This is a genomic window from Xenorhabdus sp. NBAII XenSa04 (assembly GCF_963866145.1).
In the GTDB taxonomy this organism is placed as follows: domain Bacteria; phylum Pseudomonadota; class Gammaproteobacteria; order Enterobacterales; family Enterobacteriaceae; genus Xenorhabdus; species Xenorhabdus indica.
This window is the reverse complement of sequence record NZ_CAWMEB010000401.1, coordinates 19,538-40,277: the sequence shown is the minus strand read 5'-3', so window position 1 is coordinate 40,277 and position 20,740 is coordinate 19,538. Positions and strand designations below refer to the sequence as shown.

Genomic DNA, 20,740 nt, shown 5'->3' with positions numbered 1-20,740 from the left:
TATACGTTGTAAATTTTCAATTAATTACCGCTTTCCGATACAAATATCATTCATAATACAATATGAAATATAAATATTTTTACACAGAAAGTAGGGAAATGAGATCTATGCAAGTCATCATAATCGAAGAATGAGATGTTTACTGCATATAATCAAAAGAGTACATTACCTGCGAGTTCTGTAAAAAAATTACAATATCCCGTAATTGAGGAGATGCAACATGGCGGTGACGTCTACAGCTCAGGCTTGTGATTTGGTGATTTTTGGGGCGAAAGGAGACTTAGCACGCCGGAAATTGATGCCTTCCCTTTACCAGTTGGAAAAAGCGGGTTATATCCATCCGGATACCCGGATTATCGGGGTTGGTCGCGCTGACTGGGATAAAAAAGCCTATAAAAAGGTCGTTGAGGAAGCGTTAACAACATTTATGTCCGAAAAACTGGATGCGGAATTGTGGAAGAAACTCAGTTCACGTCTGGAATTTTGCAATTTGGATGTTAATGAAACAGAACATTTCACTCGGTTGGCGAAAATTCTCAATCAGGATAAATTGCCGGCTATTCATTACTTTGCTATGCCGCCCAGTACATTTGGTGCAGTATGTCATGGATTGGGGGCTGCGGGATTGAATCAAGAACCCAATCGTGTTGTGATGGAAAAACCATTGGGTACTGATCTCGCCTCTTCCCGTGATATTAATGATGAAGTAGCAAAGTATTTTAATGAAAATCAGATCTACCGAATTGACCACTACTTGGGTAAAGAAACGGTATTGAACTTGCTGGCGTTACGTTTTGCCAATTCTCTGTTTGTTAATAATTGGGATCATCGCACGATAGACCATGTGCAAATCACCGTTGCCGAAGAGGTAGGTATTGAAGGGCGTTGGGGTTATTTTGATCAGGCCGGTCAGATGCGCGACATGATCCAGAATCACTTGCTGCAAATCTTGACTATGATTGCTATGTCACCTCCGTCTGATTTGTCCGCAGATCGTATTCGTGATGAAAAAGTTAAGGTACTGCGTTCATTACGCCGGATTGATCAAACTAACGTGCGGGAAAAAACCGTTCGAGGGCAATATACCGCTGGTTTCGTGCATGGCAAGAAAGTGCCGGGTTATTTGGAAGAAGAGGGCGCCAATAAGGCCAGTAAAACTGAAACATTTGTCTCAGTTCGTGTTGATATTGATGACTGGCGTTGGTCAGGGGTTCCTTTCTACCTGAGAACAGGTAAGCGTTTACCGGCAAAATGCTCTGAAGTTGTGGTTTATTTCAAAGAGCCGCCATTGAATCTGTTTGCTGAATCCTATCAACAACTACCGCAGAATAAACTAACGATCCGTTTGCAGCCAGATGAAGGTATTGATATTGAAGTACTGAATAAAGCGCCGGGGCTGGAGCACAAACATCGTTTGCAGACAACAAAACTTGATTTGAGTTTCTCTGAAACATTCAACCAAACCCATCTTGCCGATGCTTATGAACGCTTGCTATTGGAAGCAATGCGCGGTATTCAGGCGCTATTCGTCCGTAGGGATGAAGTGGAAGAAGCCTGGAAATGGGTTGATTCCATCATGGATGCTTGGGCAGCGGATAATGAACCACCAAAACCTTATCAGGCAGGAACCTGGGGACCAGTGGCTTCCATTGCCATGATCACACGCGATGGGCGTTCATGGAACGAATTTGAATAATACATTGTATTTTTACTATTATAGGATCTGACCGTATTCACCGGTCAGATCCTATCTTGGCTTACTCTTTCTCGAATTTTTGAAACTAATCACGATAAAAAATTTCCATAAGTATATTTAGTTTCAGCCAACTGAAACGGGTTAGTTGTTTAGCTTAAAAAAACTTGCCCGCCAATTGCGTTTATTGTTTGAATATGTTAGATATATACGACAACTAATTACACCACCATTATGAGGGTTCGTAGTATATCACACAGTGATAATCGTGTGATGAAAGAATAAAATATCATGAATAACGCCAAAAGCGTCAAAATTCAACGTAGTACTAAAATCCAAAGTAATACCCACGTCTTATTTCTCTCTGCAATCTTATCCAGTGAACACTATTGGTGCGGCGCACTTTAGGGTGTTTCTCCTGTTATCCGGTTTCCTCCGGAAAATTCTAATTTCTGACTATATATCAGTTAACTATTAGTCAATTAATTTCTTGCCAAGACATCAAACTATCAAGCGCCGTTTGATATCGCGTTCTTAGATGATTTTATTGGCATTAATGGTTTGATGTCTTGGCATACTTATATAAGGTATGTTCAGGAGAAAAAATGATTTATTGGATATTTCTTGCATTGGCGATTGTGACAGAAGTCATTGGTACGTTGTCCATGAAGCATGCCAGTGTTTCGGGTGGTTTTATCGGTATGATCGTGATGTACACCATGATCACAACGTCTTATATTCTATTGGCAATTGCGGTTAAAAAGGTCGCCTTAGGTGTGGCCTATGCCTTATGGGAAGGGATCGGTATTCTTTTTATTACGGCCTTTAGTGTGATGTGGTTCGATGAATCACTCTCACCCATGAAAGTGGGAGGATTATCGCTATTGATAGTCGGAATAGCACTGATTAAAGCCGGGGCTAAAAAGGCACCAAAACCACAAATGAAAGAAAAGGAGGCATAATATGTCGGCCCATTTTGAATGGTGGCATGCTGCTTTCTTAATCTTGGCTGTTTTTCTGGAAATCGTGGCAAATATTTTATTGAAACTTTCCAATGGCTTTCAACGCTTCTGGATTGGAGTTTTATCGCTGGTGGCAGTTTTAGGTGCATTTAGTGCATTGGCACAGGCAGTAAAAGGTATTGAACTTTCCATCGCGTATGCACTTTGGGGAGCATTCGGAATTATTGCCACAGTTGCGGCAGGCTGGATCATGTTTAATCAACGTCTGAATTTTAAAGGTTGGGGAGGAATTGTGTTATTGTTGATCGGTATGATTATGATCAAAATGGCATAAATTCAATCCATCAAATCTGTAAGATGGCATTGAATAAGCAGATCTTTTTCAATGCCATAAAACAAATATGGTTGTTTAAAGGGCTGCGATGATTTTGATTTCCACTTTGTATGTTGGGTTCATCAGTTCAGCCTGAACAGTACAACGTACAGGGGCACTTCCTGCAACAACCCAGGCATCCCAGGCTGCATTCATGTCATTAAAATCGGCTTTATCTGCCAGAAAAATCGTCGCATCAATGATTTTACTCTTATCAGAACCCAGACGCTGCAACATGATATCAATTGCAGCTAGTGTGTCGGCAGTTTGCTCAATAATGTCTCCATCCAGATTTTCTGGCACACTAGTATAATAAATGGTGTCATTGTGGATAACAGCTTCTGACCAGCGGGTATCCGGATCAATACGTTCAATAGTCATTAAATCTCCTGTTAATTTATACAGTTTTAATGCTGAATTGGCTGGTTATTGCTATTCAGTCTTGGCATAATTCTGCCTTATTTTATTGAAAGAGACGATCTGTGTCAGACGATTTTGCGAAAAATGGTGTACTTGCCAAAGCCATACAAGGCTTCAAACCCCGTGATGCCCAGCGGGAAATGTCTTCTGCCATTACAGCAGCAATTCAAAAGCAACAGCAATTAGTGGTAGAAGCGGGTACTGGAACGGGAAAAACTTTCGCTTATCTGGTGCCTGCATTGCGTTCGGGCAAGAAAGTGATTATTTCAACAGGCTCCAAGGCACTACAGGATCAGCTCTATAATCGTGATTTACCTACTATCGCTGATGCGTTGAAATTTTCTGGTCGTTCGGCGTTATTAAAAGGACGTTCAAATTACTTATGTCTTGAGCGTCTTGAACAACAATCAATTGGTGGATCTCAGCTTGAGCCTGAAATGCTGTCAGAAGTGATTAAGCTGAAAAGCTGGTCATCTCAAACTGAAGATGGAGATACCAGCAGTTGTCATCAGATTGCCGAAGACAGTGCTGTTTGGGCGTTGGTAACAAGTACTAACGACAATTGTCTTGGCCGGGATTGTCCGAGTTATCAGGAGTGTTTCGTTCTGAAAGCCCGCCGCAGAGCAATGGAGGCAGATATTGTTATCGTCAATCACCATCTGTTTATGGCGGATGTGGTCGTCAAAGATACCGGGTTTGGTGAGTTAATTCCACGGGCAGAAGTGATGATTTTTGATGAGGCTCATCAAATCCCGGATATTGCCAGCCAATACTTTGGTCAGCAGCTGAGTAGTCGCCAATTGCTGGACTTATCACGGGATATCATCATCGCTTACCGTACTGAAGTCAGGGATCAGGCTCAATTACAAAAAAGTGCGGATCGTCTGAGTCAAAGTACACAGGATTTTCGTTTATCACTTGGAGAAAATAATTATCGGGGTAACTTCCGTGAAGCGTTGCAACAACAGGATATAAAACGTGCATTGGTGCGATTGGATGATGCACTGGAGCTCTGTTATGACGTAATGAAGCTCTCTTTGGGACGTTCAACGATGCTGGATGCTGCCTTTGAACGGGCAACAATCTATCGTAATCGTCTCAAGAGGCTGATTAATGTTGATGAGCCCAATCATAGTTATTGGTTTGAAAGCTATGGCCGGCATTTTTTATTAGCATTAACGCCTTTGTCTGTATCTGACAAATTCAGTGAAATGATCCGTGAGCAATCTGGTTGTTGGGTTTTCACATCGGCAACGTTATCGGTTAATGAGCAGCTTGAACATTTTACCGCACGTTTGGGATTAGAACGGGCTCAGACATTACTCCTGCCCAGTCCGTTTGATTATCAACGCCAAATGTTATTATGCGTTCCTCGCCATTTGCCACCACCTAATCAGCATGGCGGAGCAAAATTGTTGGCTCGTATGCTAAAACCATTAATCGAAAGCAATAAAGGGCGCTGTTTTTTCCTGTGCACTTCCCACCAAATGATGCGTTGTCTGGCAGAAGAGTTCCGGGCAAACATGACCTTACCAGTATTAGTTCAAGGTGAAACCAGTAAGAGGCAATTATTATCTCAGTTTCTTGCTGCGGGTAATGCTTTGCTAGTGGCGACCGGCAGTTTCTGGGAGGGGGTAGATGTGCGGGGTGATGCTTTATCTTGTGTCATTATCGATAAATTACCCTTTACAGCACCGGATGATCCACTCCTTAAAGCGCGGATTGAAGATTGTCAACTTAAGGGCGGTGATGCTTTTAATGAAATTCAGATCCCTGATGCGGTACTTAGCCTGAAGCAGGGTGTTGGTCGTTTGATCCGTGATGTTGATGATTATGGTGTGGTGGTTATTTGCGATAGTCGGTTGGTAATGCGCCCATATGGTGAAGTTTTTCTCAATAGTCTGCCTTTATCTCCCCGTACACGAGATTTGTCGAAAGCCGTGGCGTTTCTTAAGTCCCGGCAATCAGAGTCAGAGTAAAATCTTTGGGGGTATGATAGTATAATCCCTTATTTCGAATTCTATTCTTGCCGGAGTTAAGGCATGTCCATACGGATTTTAGCTATTGATACAGCAACCGAAGCTTGTTCTGTTGCGCTTTGGAATGATGGCCGCATTGAGGCACAGTTTGAAATTTCCCCACGGGAACACACTCAACGTATTCTGCCTATGGTAGAAACAATATTGTCCAAGAACGATATAAAATTACAACAACTGGATGCGCTGGCATTTGGTCAGGGGCCGGGGAGTTTTACTGGTGTGCGCATTGGTGTCGGGATTGCTCAGGGACTGGCATTAGGGGCTGACTTACCAATGATCGGTATTTCTTCTCTGAAAACGATGGCTCAGGGGGCATTTCGTCTGAAAAATGCAACAAATGTTTTAGTTGCTATTGACGCTCGTATGGGAGAAGTTTACTGGGCACAATATACCCGTAATGAACAAGGCGAATGGTTGGGGAATGAAACAGAGGCAGTTTTGAAGCCTGAACAGGCGCAGTTCATTATGAACTCTTTAACAGGAGAGTGGGCGATAGCTGGAACGGGCTGGGAGGCTTACCCTCAATTATTGGATAGTCACTTAACCCTGGTATCAAGTGGCATAACCTTACCTCATGCAGAAGATATGCTGCCGTTGGCGGTTCAGATGTGGGAAGCGGGGAAAACGATAGCTGTTGAGTCGGCGGAACCTGTTTATTTGCGTAATGAGGTAACGTGGAAAAAATTACCAGGTCGTTAACATTTTCAGGTAATACATTTTTAAGTAATTTGAGAAAAACGACATTGTGGAAGTTACAAAAGCTAATGCAACTTGTGGCAAAAAATGGTGTCCATGAAATATTGATGTCCATAAGATTAAGATATAAAACAGGCTGATTTTCCTGTATTGGAGGGGTTTATGCTTAATGGAACACACTACCGATTAATACTGCAATTAATTGCATTTATAGGAGCAATGATACTTACAGGTTGTGTATCAGTTCCTGACTCAATAAAAGGAACAACTAAAAACCCTGTAGAAAATTTACTTGATGTCAAAAAAACGCCGGATTCATACATAGGTCATGAAGGGAGATTCGGTGGAAAAGTATTGAGCGTCTTAAATGAGAAGGGACGCACACGATTGGAAATCTCTACACTGCCATTGGCAAGTGATGCAGCTCCACTTATTGATAATCCTTCTCTTGGTCGACTTTATGCTTACGTCAATTCTTTTTTAGAACCGAGTGATTTTCAGGATCATTATGTTACAGTTGTGGGATTGATTACGGGGCTGGAGAAAGGAAAAGTCGGGGATAGCCCGTATGACTATGTTTTGATGAATGTTAATGGGTTTAAACTTTGGAATGAGGTTCAGCGTATTTCCTTGGCTCCCTCCACAGGTAATATCTGGGGATATTATGGTAATCCCTATTTTATGGGTTGGGGGGGAAGTACTCCAATTTTGCCATCTCATATGAAAGATTTTGACTGAATAATGTCTTAAATTGAGAAATTGAAGAAAAAATGGTCTCATGCCTGAAAGTATCATGAGGCCATTTTTGTAATATGCTTCAAGAGTAACTTATTCTCGCTGGAAAGCGAATACCAAGGAAAGATATATATAAAACTTGCCGCACCAAATGCTGTAACTGTTCTGGATAAATAGAGATGGCTGATTTTTTCACTACAACCTGATAATAACAACCCAATCATTGAAATAAAAAAACCGATAACGATGGCAGGCTTTCTGCCATAGCTATCACTAAGACTTCCGTAAAAGAATTGAGAAATAAAGGCTGGTGTGATTTTTGCTTATTGAACAATCTGCAAATTAATATAATTCGCCAATTGAATTGAGTTACGTGGCTCATAACACCTGTTTCTTGTAATAAAAGTTGTCATATTTTAATTGGTTAGATAGTGCTCTTCTTTTGTGGCTTGGTGTAATCGTTTTTGATCATGAAAACATGATATCAACTTGTCGTATTGTGCAAATATCCTTCGTAGTATGTAACTACCCCTTAATAGTTATCATTCATTGGATTATTTTTATTATAACCATTTGGAATAATGAAATGAGTTTTAGTCAAAAATAGCTAAATCAGTGTATAATTAAAGGGTTAGACATTTAAATGTTAATTTTATTAGTAACTGATTGATAAATAATAAAAATATATGGCAGCATGGGCTGCCTTATTTTTTATCAGCGATTAAAGAAGTATTAAATTAGTGACGTGCATCGCCAACCTGAACAATGTTCCTTTTCAAACTGGTAAGCTGAGTTAATAATTTGTTAAATATACAGGTCTGGTTTTTGTTTCATGGTCAATGGTTGCACAGCAATTAGATTTCAGGAGTATTCAACTTGGAAAAAGTCTGGCTAAAACATTATCCGGCAGATGTTCCGGCAGAAATCGATCCCGATCGTTATTCATCATTGGTTGAAATGTTTGAGAATGCCGTGGCACGCTATGCCGATCAGGTCGCATTTATTAATATGGGCGAAGTAGTCACTTTCCGTAAACTGGAAGAACGTAGCCGTGCGTTTGCTGCTTACTTGCAGAATGGATTGGGACTGAAAAAAGGGGATCGTGTGGCATTAATGATGCCAAACTTGCTTCAATATCCTATTGCTCTTTTTGGTGTCTTACGTGCCGGAATGGTGGTTGTTAATGTCAACCCTCTATATACCCCGCGTGAACTGGAACATCAGCTCACTGATAGTGGTACATCAGCCATAGTTCTTGTCTCTAATTTTGCACATACCTTAGAAAAGATAGTTTTCAATACTCCGGTTAAGCATGTCATTTTGACACGCATGGGAGACCAATTATCTCGTCCAAAAGGAACTCTTGTAGATTTCGTCGTAAAATATATTAAGCGGCTGGTTCCGAAGTATCATTTACCGGATGCCATTTCATTTCGCAGCGTCATCCACAAGGGTTATCGCATGCAGTATGTCAAGCCGGATTTAAATAACGAAGATTTGGCATTTCTGCAATATACTGGTGGTACAACTGGCGTGGCAAAAGGTGCCATGTTGACCCACAGGAACATGTTGGCGAACCTTGAACAGATAAAAGCGAATTTCGCCCCTTTATTACGCCTTAGACAGGAGTTAGTGGTTACGGCATTACCGCTGTACCATATCTTCGCACTTACGATAAATTGCCTGTTATTTATTGAGCTAGGTGGACAAAACTTGCTGATTACCAATCCACGAGATGTGAACGGAACGATCAAAGAGTTATCACGCTATAAATTTACAGCATTATCTGGTGTTAACACGCTATTTAATGCGTGGCTCAATAACCCTGAATTCCAAAAAATAGACTTTTCTGCATTACGTATGACCGTGGGTGGTGGTATGGCTGTGCAGAGTTCCGTCGCCGATAAATGGGAAAAGCTGACAGGTTGTCATCTGCTTGAAGGTTATGGCCTGACTGAATGTGCACCTGTGGTTGCATGTAATCCTTATAATTTGACTCACTATAGTGGCAGTATTGGTTTCCCTGTTCCTTCAACGGAAATTAAGCTGGTGGATGATGAAGGGAATGAAGTCTTTCAGGGAGAGTCGGGGGAGATGTGGGTGCGTGGGCCTCAGGTGATGGAAGGTTACTGGAATCGTCCTGATGCAACAGATGAGGTGTTAAAAGACGGCTGGCTGGCAACAGGGGATATTGCCAATATTGATGAAAAAGGCTTTTTACATATTGTTGATCGGAAAAAAGATATGATCCTGGTTTCAGGTTTTAATGTCTATCCGAATGAAGTGGAAGATATTGTTTCTTCCCATCCTAAAGTGTTAGAGTCGGCAGCAATAGGTGTTCCAAGCGAAAACTCAGGTGAATCCGTCAAGGTGTTCGTAGTGCGTAAGGAGGCCAGTTTGACAGAGGATGAACTCAAGACACATTGCCGTCGTTATCTGACTGGATATAAGGTACCAAAAATTGTCGAATTCCGCGATGAGTTGCCGAAGTCGAATGTTGGTAAGATCCTTCGTAAAGAACTGCGCGACGAAGAATTAAGAAAAGCAAGCAACGCGAAGTGAATAGCTTGAAGAGTGATTTTTAAAAGGTAAATATTTTAAATTGCCTGTCACATCAACAACGCCGGTTCTTGCCGGCGTTGTTGTGCATATATTATGAATGGCTAAGAGAATGATGTTTTGAATTATCAGTTGATTACCTCCGATGCTCAGTTGCAGTCCATCTGTAATCGGGCAAAACAACATGCAAGAATTGCACTGGACACAGAATTTGTACGCACAAGGACGTATTATCCCCACTTAGGTTTAATACAACTGTTTGATGGTGAACAACTTTCTCTGATCGATCCCCTTGGTATTTCGCAATGGCAACCTTTGCGAGAATTATTGACTGATCCGGATGTATTAAAATTTATTCATGCTGGCAGTGAAGACTTAGAGGCTTTCTGGAATAGTTTTCAATGTATGCCCGCACCTATTATCGATACTCAGGCATTGGCCGCGTTTACTGGTCATCCATTATCGTGTGGGTTTGCAACACTGGTTGCAGAATATCTGAATGTGGAATTGGATAAAAGTGAGTCCCGTACTGACTGGCTGGCTCGTCCGTTGAGTGAAAAACAGTGTGAATACGCGGCAGCAGATGTTTACTACTTATTACCGCTGGCTGATATTTTGATGGCGAAAACAGAACAGCTAGGATATTTGGGGGCGGCAAAAGATGAAAGTGCTTTGATTGCCCAACGTCGTAAAGAAGTATTAATGCCGGAATGTGCTTACAAAGATATCAGTAACGCATGGCAATTGCGTCCAAGGCAGTTGGCTTGCTTAAAAAAATTGGCTGCATGGCGTTTGAATCAGGCCCGTGAACGGGATTTAGCTGTTAATTTTGTTATTCGTGAAGAAAATTTATGGCAGGTAGCCCGTTATATGCCGACTTCATTGGGAGAGCTGGATGCTTTAGGTTTAAGCGGGCAAGAAATCCGTTGTCATGGGCGTCGGTTACTGGCGATGGTCGCAGAAAGCAGAGATCTTCCAGAAGAAAAGTGTCCGGCTCAAATTATGAATTTGGTAGATTATCCGGGTTATCGCAAAGTGTTTAAAGAAATTAAGTCAATGATTGCTCAGGTGAGTGAATCTCATTCTTTTAATGCTGAATTGTTAGCTTCTCGTCGGCAAATTAATCAACTGCTCTGTTGGCATTGGAAATTGAAATCGCCAGAGCAGCAACCGGAATTAATTAGGGGCTGGCGTGGTAAATGGCTGGCTGAGCCTATTGCTGAAATATTGGAAAATTATTCAGCGTCATAGCTTCTGAGATATATATCTATATCTTTTAAGAGATAAAGGTACTGATCCCCTGCCTGATAAACAGGCAGGGAAGTAAATTTATTACTGTACCATTTTTATGGTGCTGTTATTTCCGCGACAGTGTCGTTTTCATCTTCACTGATAGTAAATAATATGAAAAAGAAAAGACAATAAATTAAATAGCGCTATTTGATAGCGTTATTTTGACGATTCCTCAACCTCCGGTAATGTTACATTAAGTTCCAGTACCGAGATGTCATCATTTTTTTGCTCAAACTGTACAGAAAGCATTTCCGGGTCAATTTGTACATATTTACAAATTACCGCCAGAATATCGCGTTTCATTTCGGGCAAATAGGCAGGCTCAGCATCACCACGGCGCCGTTCTGCCACGATGATTTGCAGCCGTTCCTTGGCAATATTGGCTGTCGACTTTTTTCTCGACAGGAAGAAATCTAACAAAGCCATGCGTTACCCTCCAAACAGGCGTTTCAAAAAACCCTTTTTTTCTTCCTCAATGAAGCGGAAAGGCCGTTCTTCACCGAGTAAACGTAAAACAGTATCTTCGTATGCTTTACCTGCATCAGAATCTTTATCCAGAATAACAGGTTCCCCCTGGTTTGAAGAGCGTAAAACGGATTGATCTTCTGGAATAACACCAATTAAAGGAATGCACAAAATTTCCAAGACATCTTCCATACTGAGCATATCACCACGGTTCACACGACCGGGGTTATAGCGGGTCAGCAAAAGATGTTCTTTGATCGGTTCCTCACCTCGTTCAGCACGACGTGATTTGGAAGCCAGAATACCTAAAATTCGATCCGAGTCGCGAACAGATGAAACTTCCGGATTTGTTGTAATAATTGCTTCATCAGCAAAGTAGAGAGCCATTAATGCACCACTCTCAATACCTGCTGGTGAATCACAAATAATAAACTCGAACCCTTGCTCAGTTAACTCATTTAGGATCTTTTCGACACCGTTACGTGTGAGGGCATCTTTATCCCGAGTTTGAGAAGCAGGAAGAATATATAAATTCTCGGTGCGCTTATCTTTTATAAGCGCTTGATTTAACGTGGCATCACCTTGGATCACGTTGACGAAGTCAAAAACCACACGACGCTCACATCCCATGATGAGATCGAGATTACGCAGCCCAATATCAAAATCGATGACTACGGTTTTTTTCCCTTTTTGTGCGAGGCCGGTAGCAATGGCCGCGCTTGAAGTGGTTTTGCCAACGCCACCTTTACCAGATGTAACAACAATAATGCGTGCCATGAAGCGATTCCTTGTTATAAGGGCTAGATTAAGGTTTCAATAGTTAATTCGTTATTGACCAGACGTAATTTTGCCGCTTTACCGACAAAATTTTCTGGAATTTCTTCACTGAGCCAATATTGGCCTGCAATAGACGTTAGCTCAGCGTTTAAATGAGTGCAGAAAATCTGGCTTTCTTTATCACCAGATGCGCCTGCTAATACACGTCCACGTAGCACACCATATATATTAATATTTCCATCAGCGATTAATTCTGCACCAGCACTGACATTGCTGGTGACAATAAGATCACTATTTGGAGCATAAATTCTTTGTCCTGAACGGACAGGCGTATTAATTATACGAGTTTTTCTGAAAATAGGTTCAGATGGTTTATTTTCTTCTTTAGGAACTTTTTGGCTTTTTCCTTCCTTTAATAAAGGAAGCCCGGATTTCAGCACCATTTCCCGTTGTTCTTCATCCTGGCAGCCACTGATACCCACAACCCGCAATCCTGTAGATTCAATGACCCGGTGGAGTACAAAAATATCTGCATTTACAGGCAGATGAGATATATTGATAACGACAGGTGCATTTTTCAGGAATTCAGGCGCTTGCTCTACTTTTTCTTGTATGGCCTTTTGAATGATATCCGGCTGGTCATCATGCAAATGAACGACCGAAAGCGTAAAATTACTGCCTTTTAGCTCAATTGGCGATTGTGACATCGATATTCAGACTCAGCAAGGTTAAGATCCCTGGAACAGCTCCAAGGATACGATATTCTTAAATATAATAAGCATGTTATAGTTACTGAATTATTCAAGCAAGTCGCAGTGTTAATTTAAAAGAGTTTATGACAATGATTTGTGTAATCTACAGAAGTCCAAAACGTGAACAAACTTATCTCTACATTGAAAAAAAAGGAGATTTTTCACGCGTTCCTGAAGCGTTATTGAAAACATTTGGTCAACCACAGTTCTCTATGATGATCTCATTAGCAGAAAGAAAAAAATTGGCCAATGCGGATATTGAAAAAGTGAAAGTAGCATTGAGCGAGCAAGGATTTTATTTGCAGGTTCCCCCTCCGGTAGAAAATTTAATCAATGAACATCTGGTTGCAATCAGGCTATGAAAAGAGTTACTGGTAGTGGCTTGATCCTGAATTAAGAGGAGAGGTTCATGAAATTAACCATCAATGTACCTTTATTGAGTGTAATATTGCTGACTGGATGTGCTTCACCCGATGGAAGAATATTGCAGAATTCAGGGTCAACAGTTTTATTACAAATGCAGGTCAAAACGCTGGATCAACAATTCCCACTTGCTTCCCGTGAACCCTCTCAGTTTCCTGCTTATGTGGCTTTGTTAAAACAACAAGCACGAAAGCAAGGCTTCAGTGAGAAGACGTTGACGCGTGCATTTGCCGATGTTCATTTTATTCCACGAGTTATTAAATCGGATCGCAATCAGCCAGAGAAAAAAGTGACTCTGGATGAATATCTAAAGCGTGTTCTGCCGGAATGGAAAATAAAGCAGGGTGTTGAGCAATATCAAAAAAATCTCCCTGAATTAGAGAAAATCAGTCGTAAATATGGCATCCCGAAATCCTATATCGTTGCCTTGTGGGGGCTGGAGAGTGGTTTTGGCCGTATTCAGGGCAAGGAAGATATTGTATCAGCACTGTCCACACTGGCCTTTGAAGGTCGTCGGGAAATTTTTTTTATAAAACAACTCATAGCGGCTCTTAATATCATAGAAAATAAATATATTGATGGTGATCAGACATTAAAAGGCTCCTGGGCAGGTGCGATGGGACAAAGTCAGTTCATGCCGACTTCCTATTTGACTTATGCTGCTGATGGCAATGATGATGGAAAAATTGATATCTGGAACAATAAGGAAGATGTTTTTGCCTCTACGGCTAATTATCTGCGTAAAGAGGGATGGCGGGAAGGGTTACCGTGGGGATACACCGTTTCATTACCGGATAATTTCGATAAAACTTTAGAAGGAATTAAAGTAAAGCAGGGCAAAACTATTTCACAATGGCAAGCATTAGGTGTTTTTTCCTCTGAGTTTGCACACTTACCTAATAAAACAAAAGGTTGGATTATAATCACTGACGGAGCTGAACCGAGGGCGTTTTGGGTGACGCAAAATTTCCGTACCATTATGCATTGGAATCGCTCTTACTATTTTGCTCTCAGTGTTAGTATGATGGCTGATGGTATCGAACAGAGAATTCATCACCTTACTGATTAAGTTTCATATCTTGAAAAATTAGTTGATAACAGCTAAGGAAGAATACTATGTACCAGCATAAAGACTGGCAAGGGGTATTGCTGAATTTTCCTGCTAATAAGGTCGTTTGTGTCGGTAGTAATTATGACAAACATATCAAAGAGATGGGCTCAGACATATTGGAAGAGCCGGTGATATTCATAAAACCTGAAACAGCTCTTTATGATTTGTGTCAGCCCATATCGATTCCAGAGAAACTGGGTGCTGTACACCATGAAGTTGAATTGGCTGTTTTAATCGGTTCGACGCTTAAAAATGCCAACGAAGAGCGGGTCAGTCAGGCGATTGCAGGTTTTGCTGTCGCGTTGGATCTGACGTTGCGTGATTTGCAGCGTGAATTTAAACAGTCAGGCCAGCCTTGGGAAAAGAGTAAAGCATTTGATGGTGCATGCCCGATTTCGGGCTTTATTCCTGTTAATGCTTTTGAGGATCCACAAAATATCCAGCTTTCTCTGGCAGTAAATGGTGAATTACGTCAAAACGGCAATACGTGTGACATGCGAATGCCAATCATTCCATTGATTAGCTATATGTCACGATTTTTTACTCTTCGCCCTGGTGACATTATCCTGACGGGGACACCTGAAGGCGTAGGGGAGTTGAAATCTGGTGATGTTCTGAACGTCTCTCTTAATGAGCATGTTTTAACAACCAGAGTGATTTAGTAATGAGGAATGACAGAAATTATGTCTCAACCTTTCTGGCAGGTGAAGACCCTGGAACAAATGACTGATCAAGAGTGGGAAACACTGTGTGATGGTTGTGGTCAGTGCTGTTTGCATAAGTTAATGGATGAAGATACTGACGAAATTTATTTCACTAATGTCGCCTGTAATCAACTGAATATCAAAACCTGTCAATGCAAAAATTATGAAGATCGTTTCAGTTATGAAGCTGATTGTATCAAATTGACCCGTGAAAATATGGTGACATTTGCATGGCTACCGAAAACGTGCGCTTACCGTCTGATTGAAGAAGGAAAAAATCTTCTGCCCTGGCATCCGTTAGTCAGCGGTTCAAAGTCAGCCATGCACGCAGAGCGTATTTCTGTCAGGCATATTGCTGTGCGTGAATCCGATGTCGTGGACTGGGAAGATCATATTTTAAATAGGCCTGAATAACCATTTTATCCATTGATATAAACTGTTTTTTATATCAATGGATATCTCCAGTTCTTAAATTGTCATTAATGCCGGATTTTCTTCTCGTTTTTCCCACTTTTATCAGTGAAGAAAAACTGATAATTTGTCTATTCGGTAGTCAAGACAAGGAAAGATAAATGGCAAGTTATTTAATTCGTGTGGAACTGTATGGCACGGGATCTACAGGATATGAAAAGCTGTATAAGAGAATGACAGCAAATAAGTTTAGTAGATCTATACGTTTTCCTAATGGAAAATGGCATCGTCTTCCAAGTGGAACTTATGTTGGCAATTCTTCATTAGGGTCCCTTCAACTGGCAGAAAAAATCAAATCCATTGCCAAGTCTTACTCAAGCAAAGAACCATCTATATTTGTCTGTACTTACAGTAACTGGAGTGCAGCCTTATACCCTGACAAGGAGCATCCTGAAAATTAATTGCTCAGATATATAAAAACATGATGGCCTAAATAGTAAATTTATTTGGATAAAACTCCTTGTGTTTCAGATTATTCTGCAAGTAATAAATAATGGAATGATATTTGGAATCATTGAATAAATATATAGGAAAAGGTTGGTAAAGTCTTAGTATGAAATAGTTAAAATTTTGTCTATGTGTTGCTGCCACTATTTTATTTGATAATAAGAGTTATTTGATAATAAGAGTTATTTGATAATAAGGGAGTCAGAAAAATGAACAGTAACGGGATGTGTTATATGAAGTTTTTAGGATTCTGGGTTGCTGTAACATTAACGATTGGGATTTTATTGTCATAAAAATAGCCAACACCAGAATAACTAATCGTACTTCAGGAGCATGAGGGATTAGCTGGTTTCTCTCCGAAAGGTATAGAGATAGATTACCCGACAGCACCCGGGTAATCTTGATTAGACTAAGCATGTGGAACAAAAAGTAAAATAGCTTTAATTAATTGGATTATCGAACAGGTTTCTTCAAAGTATAAACCAGCTTGTTTCTTTTATTCGTCAACATTAATTGCTTGTCTTTTAAACTCACACTTGCACCTTGGGTCAGAATATCAACCATGACCTGATCCCATTTATTGAGTTTTTCATTGACACAGAATATCTGAGAACTGCTTAATTTACTTACTGTTAAAACATCATCCTTTAATTTTCCCACCCCCATAAAGTTGTTACACATTGTCCCGGAAACAAACATTTTATCACCAAACGTAATGGACAATCTTGTATCTTCTTTATTGGAGACATCCTCACCATTTACACTAACCAAAGCAAAATTACGGTGTCGTAAATCTTTAGCAGTAATATTTCCTGTGGCACTAACCCCCGTAGATTGACATGCTGTAAGTAGCAAGGTGGCGACCGTTAATAGAATCGCTCTGTTCATTTGATCTCCTGATATTTATTACTTCATCCAACAAGATTCGGGCAGGGTTCACCAGAAGTGAGTTGTTGGATATTTTGTAACGTTGTTTCACTGATACTGGTTAATGCTTCTTCTGTCAAAAATGCCTGATGGCCTGTGAATAAGACATTATGGCAGGAAGACAAACGACGAAAAATATCATCTTGAATAACGTCGTTTGATTTATCTTCAAAGAATAAATCGCGCTCGTTTTCATATACGTCCATCCCCAATGCCCCGATTTTTTGCTGTTTTAATGCGTTGATAGCGGCAATAGAATCAATTAAGGCACCCCGGCTGGTGTTGATGATCATTACACCATCTTTCATTTTACTGAACGCTGTTTCATCCAGTAAGTGATGATTTTCAGGTGTCATTGGACAGTGTAGTGAAATCACGTCAGATTCAGCATACAAAGTCTCTAAATCCACATATTTCACACCAAGGTCTAACGCTTCCTGATTTGGATAGGGGTCATGTGCCAATAAATGCATACCAAAGCCTTTTAGGATCCTTAAGGTTGCAAGACCGATTTTTCCAGTACCGATAATACCTGCGGTACGGTGATACATGTTGAAGCCTGTCAGCCCTTCGAGAGAGAAATTGGCATCTCGGGTGCGTTGATAGGCGCGGTGGATACGCCTATTCAGACATAGCATCAACCCGACGGTATGTTCGGCAACGGATTCCGGTGAATAAGCCGGAACACGAACAACGTTGATACCCAGTTCTTTGGCAGCATCCAGATCGACATTATTGAAACCAGCACAACGTAATGCCAGGATTTTAATGTTCATTTCTGCCAGCTCTTCCAGGACCTCGCGCCCACCATCATCATTAACGAAAATACAAACAGCATCTGCACCAACGGCATTTTTCGCGGTTTGTAGGCTGAGGGGAAAGTCAAAGAACTCAATATGGTAATCAAGGCCAAGTTTTTGGTTGAGTAACTCAAAGTGTTTACGATCGTATTGTTTTGTACTGTAAACGACTAATTTCATCATATTATCTCCGCCATATATTGACTGTGTGATTCTTAATTTCATTCGAGCTACTCGTTGAATTCACTTTGCTATGTGTTAACTATTTATGTCTGCTAAACACAAATGTTAACTGCTGGCAATAATGGCATCTGCTGAGATAGGTTTTTAGCGCTATCTCTCGCTATACTCGAACAAAGCACTTGTTAAGCTATGATACCTAACCTGTATAATAAACCGACTTACTAGTCTGATATGAGACTATCATAACAGGAAGTTGTGTTCAGGTTGAAAAGAAGAGTTCAAGAACAGATGACCAGGATATTAAAAGTGTTCGCAGTGATGATAATACTGCTGGTGTTATCAGTGTTGATTGGTTGGTTCACACTTCCGCGTTGGCTGCCACTGATTGCCAGTCATTGGTTACCACAGGGGATGACTCTTTCGTTAACTCAACCAACGTTGGAAAAGAATATATTATTTATTAATCAGTTATCGTTGAAGATACAAGAATGTGAATTGCTCAAGATATCCGGTTTGTCTGCCGGATACTCGCATAATGAGCAGGGCGCAGAGCGCTATTGGGATATACATATTGCTGAAGTTTATAGTCAGAGCCCATGTTTATCACAACTACCCGCGACAAAGACACAGTCTGCGCCACTATCTATATCTGTTAATGAAATATTGTCTTCTATTCCGGCGATTAAATTGGTCATTGATCATTTTGTTCCTGCACCATGGCAGGAATTTGCCGGAAAGCTCAAATTCGACTCATCACTTCAGGGACATCGGATAGCCGTGCAGTTACCTGTCAGCCAGTATTCTGAACCTTTGCTGATCGCGTTGGAATGGCAAGGGCAGAATGGGAAATTCACAGTTACCCAACTCAATGTACATGAGAAAAATGAACCACAGATATGGGCTGAATTGCCATGGTCATTCAATCAATCTCAATTTGTGATCCGCAATGGTAAATGGCGTTGGATCACTGAGGCACAACCGTTATCCGGCGGAGTGAATCTTACCCTCGAACAGTGGAAGAAAGGATTTAATGGTATGAAGGTGAGCGGGAGAATGAATCTGCTCACTCAGAATAAATTTGGTAAGGGGAATGTTGTTCTTTCCATAAAACCGACACCAATCAGCTTAACGAATGCTCATATTCCTCTTCAGTTAACCGGGCAAATGAACAGAGGGAAAATGATCATGACGATGTCGTTACCGGCAATTGTTACAGGTTCACTGGCTACACCTAAAATTACATTCCAGCCCGGATCACTATTCCGGATCTGGGGAAAAGTCAGTGAAAATTTTACTGTTAAGGAAGCCCGCTTACCTTTGGCAGGTGTTTATTTAAGCCGTAATGGTTTCACTGGCCGTTTACAGGCGATAGTCACAGCAAAAGAGAGTGATTGGGGAACTTTCAGGCTGCATTTTGATGGTTATGCCGAAGATTTTATACCCGATAATGGAAACTGGAATTGGCACTATTGGGGAAATGGGGATTTACCGCCACTAAAGGCGAAATGGGATATTTCAGGTAAAGGAAGCTGGAAACAATCACAGATAACCGTAAATGCACTAAATACAGGGTTTGATACTATCGACTATGGCCTTGTGCAGATGAAGGCTCCGCGTTTACAGTTGGTGAAACCGTTGGTATGGGAACGTTCGTCCACCAAACCTGCATTGATGGGAGATCTGCAATTTTCGACGTTGAGAACGGATTTTCGTTCCGGTGGTTTTTTGCCTCCTGTTGAATTCCGGGTAACCTTGACTGGCCAATCACCCCATAATTTTAGGCTAAACGGTCAATGGCACGGAAAGGGGATTGGGCCAATTCCCGTTAATGGCCGTTGGGATGGTACGAGGTTAAGGGGAGAAGCACGTTGGCCGAAACAATCTTTGCTGGCGTTTCAAACTTTGATCCCTGCTGATTTAGGGATCACTGTGCGTGGTGGGAATATCTATGCACAAGCGGCATTTTCGGCGGCCAGAGGGCAAGGATTACGTGCCGGAGGGCACTGGGTAGTAAAAAATGCGGCTATGTGGCTGAGGAATGGAAACGTTGATGGGGTGGACTTTGTGTTACCGTGGCGTTTACAGGAACACACTTGGCAATTAGGTGTAACGTCATCTGTTAAGCTCAGGATAAAGGCTGTTAAGGGGTTGTTTGATATGGGTAACGTATCAGCGGATTTACAAGGTTTCTATCCTCCGACTGAAATACAGCCGCTAACCTTGTCTAATGTGAATATTGATATGTTGGATGGCAAGCTTAGGTTAAATAAGTTGCAACTGCCCCAAAAACAGGCCGCTGTATTGAACTTTAACAAGTTGAGTGTGAGTAAATTATTCGACGTATTAAAAGTTAAACAACTTGCCATGTCAGGGAAAATTAGCGGTGAATTGCCAGTGCTATTAAATGATAAACAGTGGATTATTCAGCAAGGATGGGTAGCCAACGATGGCGATCTGACATTAAGACTGGACAAGGACACGGTTGATTCTATAGGGAAAAATGACTTAACTGCGGGTTTGGCGATGGATTGGTTGCGTTATTTAGAAATTAGTCGTTCTAAGGCATATGTGACACTTGATAACCTGGGTATTTTGCTACTGCAATCAGAAATCAGTGGGGTTAATCCAGTTGTGGATAAAAAACGAGAAGTCAGACTTAATTATCGCCATGAAGAGAATATATTCCAGTTATGGCGCAGTCTGCGCTTTGGCAGTAATCTGGAAGAATGGTTAGAAAAAAATATATTTGTAGGTAGTTAACATTATTCATTTATTAAACCTCTAAACCAAACACTCGGTCATTGAACAAATCAATGACCGAGAAGACGATGATGAGAATATTAGGGATCTTTAATTGATGGAACCGCCTGATTTTATGAGCAACGGAATGATGACTACGATCAGTTAAAA

21 protein-coding genes are annotated in these 20,740 nt (G+C 41.1%); 14 read left to right on the top strand and 7 right to left on the bottom strand.

From position 1 onward, the window contains the following. Positions 1-220: 220 nt before the first annotated feature. The 3 genes from zwf to mdtI all read left to right on the top strand — a co-directional run bounded on the left by zwf (position 221) and on the right by mdtI (position 2,989). Entirely contained in the window at positions 221-1,696 is a 1,476-nt protein-coding gene (gene zwf, locus AAC147_RS13945; protein WP_047682144.1) for a glucose-6-phosphate dehydrogenase, read from the top strand. 602 nt (positions 1,697-2,298) lie between these two features. After that, complete coding sequence (gene mdtJ / locus AAC147_RS13940; protein ID WP_047682142.1) at positions 2,299-2,655, top strand: multidrug/spermidine efflux SMR transporter subunit MdtJ; 357 nt, start codon at positions 2,299-2,301, stop codon at positions 2,653-2,655. 1 nt (position 2,656) lies between these two features. After that, positions 2,657-2,989, top strand: coding sequence for a multidrug/spermidine efflux SMR transporter subunit MdtI (gene mdtI, locus AAC147_RS13935; RefSeq protein ID WP_047682140.1), 333 nt, complete (start codon positions 2,657-2,659; stop codon positions 2,987-2,989). Positions 2,990-3,064: 75 nt separating this feature from the next. Here the strand turns inward: mdtI and AAC147_RS13930 are convergent, their stop codons facing one another. Continuing rightward, complete coding sequence (locus tag AAC147_RS13930; RefSeq protein WP_047682137.1) at positions 3,065-3,409, bottom strand: RidA family protein; 345 nt, start codon at positions 3,407-3,409, stop codon at positions 3,065-3,067. 101 nt (positions 3,410-3,510) lie between these two features. Here AAC147_RS13930 and AAC147_RS13925 point away from each other — a divergent pair, with 101 nt between their 5' ends. The 3 genes from AAC147_RS13925 to AAC147_RS13915 all read left to right on the top strand — a co-directional run bounded on the left by AAC147_RS13925 (position 3,511) and on the right by AAC147_RS13915 (position 6,921). Continuing rightward, positions 3,511-5,427, top strand: coding sequence for an ATP-dependent DNA helicase (locus AAC147_RS13925; RefSeq protein ID WP_047682134.1), 1,917 nt, complete (start codon positions 3,511-3,513; stop codon positions 5,425-5,427). 63 nt (positions 5,428-5,490) lie between these two features. Next, positions 5,491-6,186, top strand: a complete 696-nt coding sequence (gene tsaB, locus AAC147_RS13920) for a tRNA (adenosine(37)-N6)-threonylcarbamoyltransferase complex dimerization subunit type 1 TsaB (protein ID WP_047682131.1) — start codon at positions 5,491-5,493, stop codon at positions 6,184-6,186. A gap of 159 nt (positions 6,187-6,345) precedes the next feature. Beyond that, positions 6,346-6,921 (top strand): Slp family lipoprotein, encoded by a 576-nt coding sequence (locus tag AAC147_RS13915; protein WP_047682128.1) that lies wholly within the window; start codon positions 6,346-6,348, stop codon positions 6,919-6,921. Positions 6,922-6,974: 53 nt separating this feature from the next. On the opposite strand, the gene AAC147_RS20195 is transcribed toward AAC147_RS13915, so the two are convergent. Then, positions 6,975-7,220 carry an MFS transporter gene (locus AAC147_RS20195; protein WP_369793153.1) on the bottom strand — a complete coding sequence of 82 codons (246 nt, stop codon included), beginning with the start codon at positions 7,218-7,220 and terminating at the stop codon, positions 6,975-6,977. Between the two features lie 574 nt (positions 7,221-7,794). On the opposite strand from AAC147_RS20195, the gene fadD reads away from it, so the two are divergent. Further along, a complete protein-coding gene (fadD, locus tag AAC147_RS13910) occupies positions 7,795-9,480 on the top strand; it encodes a long-chain-fatty-acid--CoA ligase FadD (RefSeq protein WP_047682125.1) in 1,686 nt (561 codons plus the stop codon). A gap of 117 nt (positions 9,481-9,597) precedes the next feature. Continuing rightward, the gene (gene rnd, locus AAC147_RS13905; protein WP_047682122.1) at positions 9,598-10,728 is read left to right on the top strand and encodes a ribonuclease D; all 1,131 of its coding nucleotides are present in this window, start codon (positions 9,598-9,600) and stop codon (positions 10,726-10,728) included. Between the two features lie 198 nt (positions 10,729-10,926). On the opposite strand, the gene minE is transcribed toward rnd, so the two are convergent. The 3 genes from minE to minC are packed head-to-tail and all read right to left on the bottom strand — an operon-like array spanning position 10,927 to position 12,719. Beyond that, positions 10,927-11,196, bottom strand: coding sequence for a cell division topological specificity factor MinE (gene minE / locus AAC147_RS13900; RefSeq protein ID WP_047682119.1), 270 nt, complete (start codon positions 11,194-11,196; stop codon positions 10,927-10,929). 3 nt (positions 11,197-11,199) lie between these two features. After that, the gene (minD, locus tag AAC147_RS13895; protein WP_047682116.1) at positions 11,200-12,012 is read right to left on the bottom strand and encodes a septum site-determining protein MinD; all 813 of its coding nucleotides are present in this window, start codon (positions 12,010-12,012) and stop codon (positions 11,200-11,202) included. 23 nt (positions 12,013-12,035) lie between these two features. Further along, positions 12,036-12,719, bottom strand: coding sequence for a septum site-determining protein MinC (gene minC, locus AAC147_RS13890; RefSeq protein ID WP_047682113.1), 684 nt, complete (start codon positions 12,717-12,719; stop codon positions 12,036-12,038). Positions 12,720-12,853: 134 nt separating this feature from the next. Between minC and AAC147_RS13885 the strand changes: the two genes are divergently transcribed. From AAC147_RS13885 to ghoS, 5 genes are all read left to right on the top strand, one after another. Continuing rightward, a complete protein-coding gene (locus tag AAC147_RS13885) occupies positions 12,854-13,126 on the top strand; it encodes a YcgL domain-containing protein (RefSeq protein ID WP_047682110.1) in 273 nt (90 codons plus the stop codon). 47 nt (positions 13,127-13,173) lie between these two features. After that, complete coding sequence (locus AAC147_RS13880; RefSeq protein WP_047682108.1) at positions 13,174-14,256, top strand: lytic murein transglycosylase; 1,083 nt, start codon at positions 13,174-13,176, stop codon at positions 14,254-14,256. Between the two features lie 47 nt (positions 14,257-14,303). Then, positions 14,304-14,960 carry a fumarylacetoacetate hydrolase family protein gene (locus AAC147_RS13875; RefSeq protein WP_047682105.1) on the top strand — a complete coding sequence of 219 codons (657 nt, stop codon included), beginning with the start codon at positions 14,304-14,306 and terminating at the stop codon, positions 14,958-14,960. An 18-nt stretch (positions 14,961-14,978) separates the two neighbouring features. Further along, a complete protein-coding gene (locus AAC147_RS13870; RefSeq protein ID WP_231571429.1) occupies positions 14,979-15,416 on the top strand; it encodes a YcgN family cysteine cluster protein in 438 nt (145 codons plus the stop codon). 158 nt (positions 15,417-15,574) lie between these two features. Further along, positions 15,575-15,874 (top strand): type V toxin-antitoxin system endoribonuclease antitoxin GhoS, encoded by a 300-nt coding sequence (gene ghoS / locus AAC147_RS13865; RefSeq protein WP_038269242.1) that lies wholly within the window; start codon positions 15,575-15,577, stop codon positions 15,872-15,874. 499 nt (positions 15,875-16,373) lie between these two features. Here the strand turns inward: ghoS and AAC147_RS13860 are convergent, their stop codons facing one another. Further along, positions 16,374-16,808 carry an META domain-containing protein gene (locus AAC147_RS13860; RefSeq protein ID WP_047682098.1) on the bottom strand — a complete coding sequence of 145 codons (435 nt, stop codon included), beginning with the start codon at positions 16,806-16,808 and terminating at the stop codon, positions 16,374-16,376. Positions 16,809-16,831: 23 nt separating this feature from the next. Beyond that, on the bottom strand, positions 16,832-17,827 hold the full coding sequence (locus AAC147_RS13855) for a 2-hydroxyacid dehydrogenase (RefSeq protein WP_047682257.1): 996 nt from the start codon (positions 17,825-17,827) through the stop codon (positions 16,832-16,834). A 321-nt stretch (positions 17,828-18,148) separates the two neighbouring features. Here AAC147_RS13855 and AAC147_RS13850 point away from each other — a divergent pair, with 321 nt between their 5' ends. After that, complete coding sequence (locus AAC147_RS13850; protein ID WP_231571427.1) at positions 18,149-20,590, top strand: YdbH family protein; 2,442 nt, start codon at positions 18,149-18,151, stop codon at positions 20,588-20,590. Positions 20,591-20,740 lie beyond the last annotated feature (150 nt).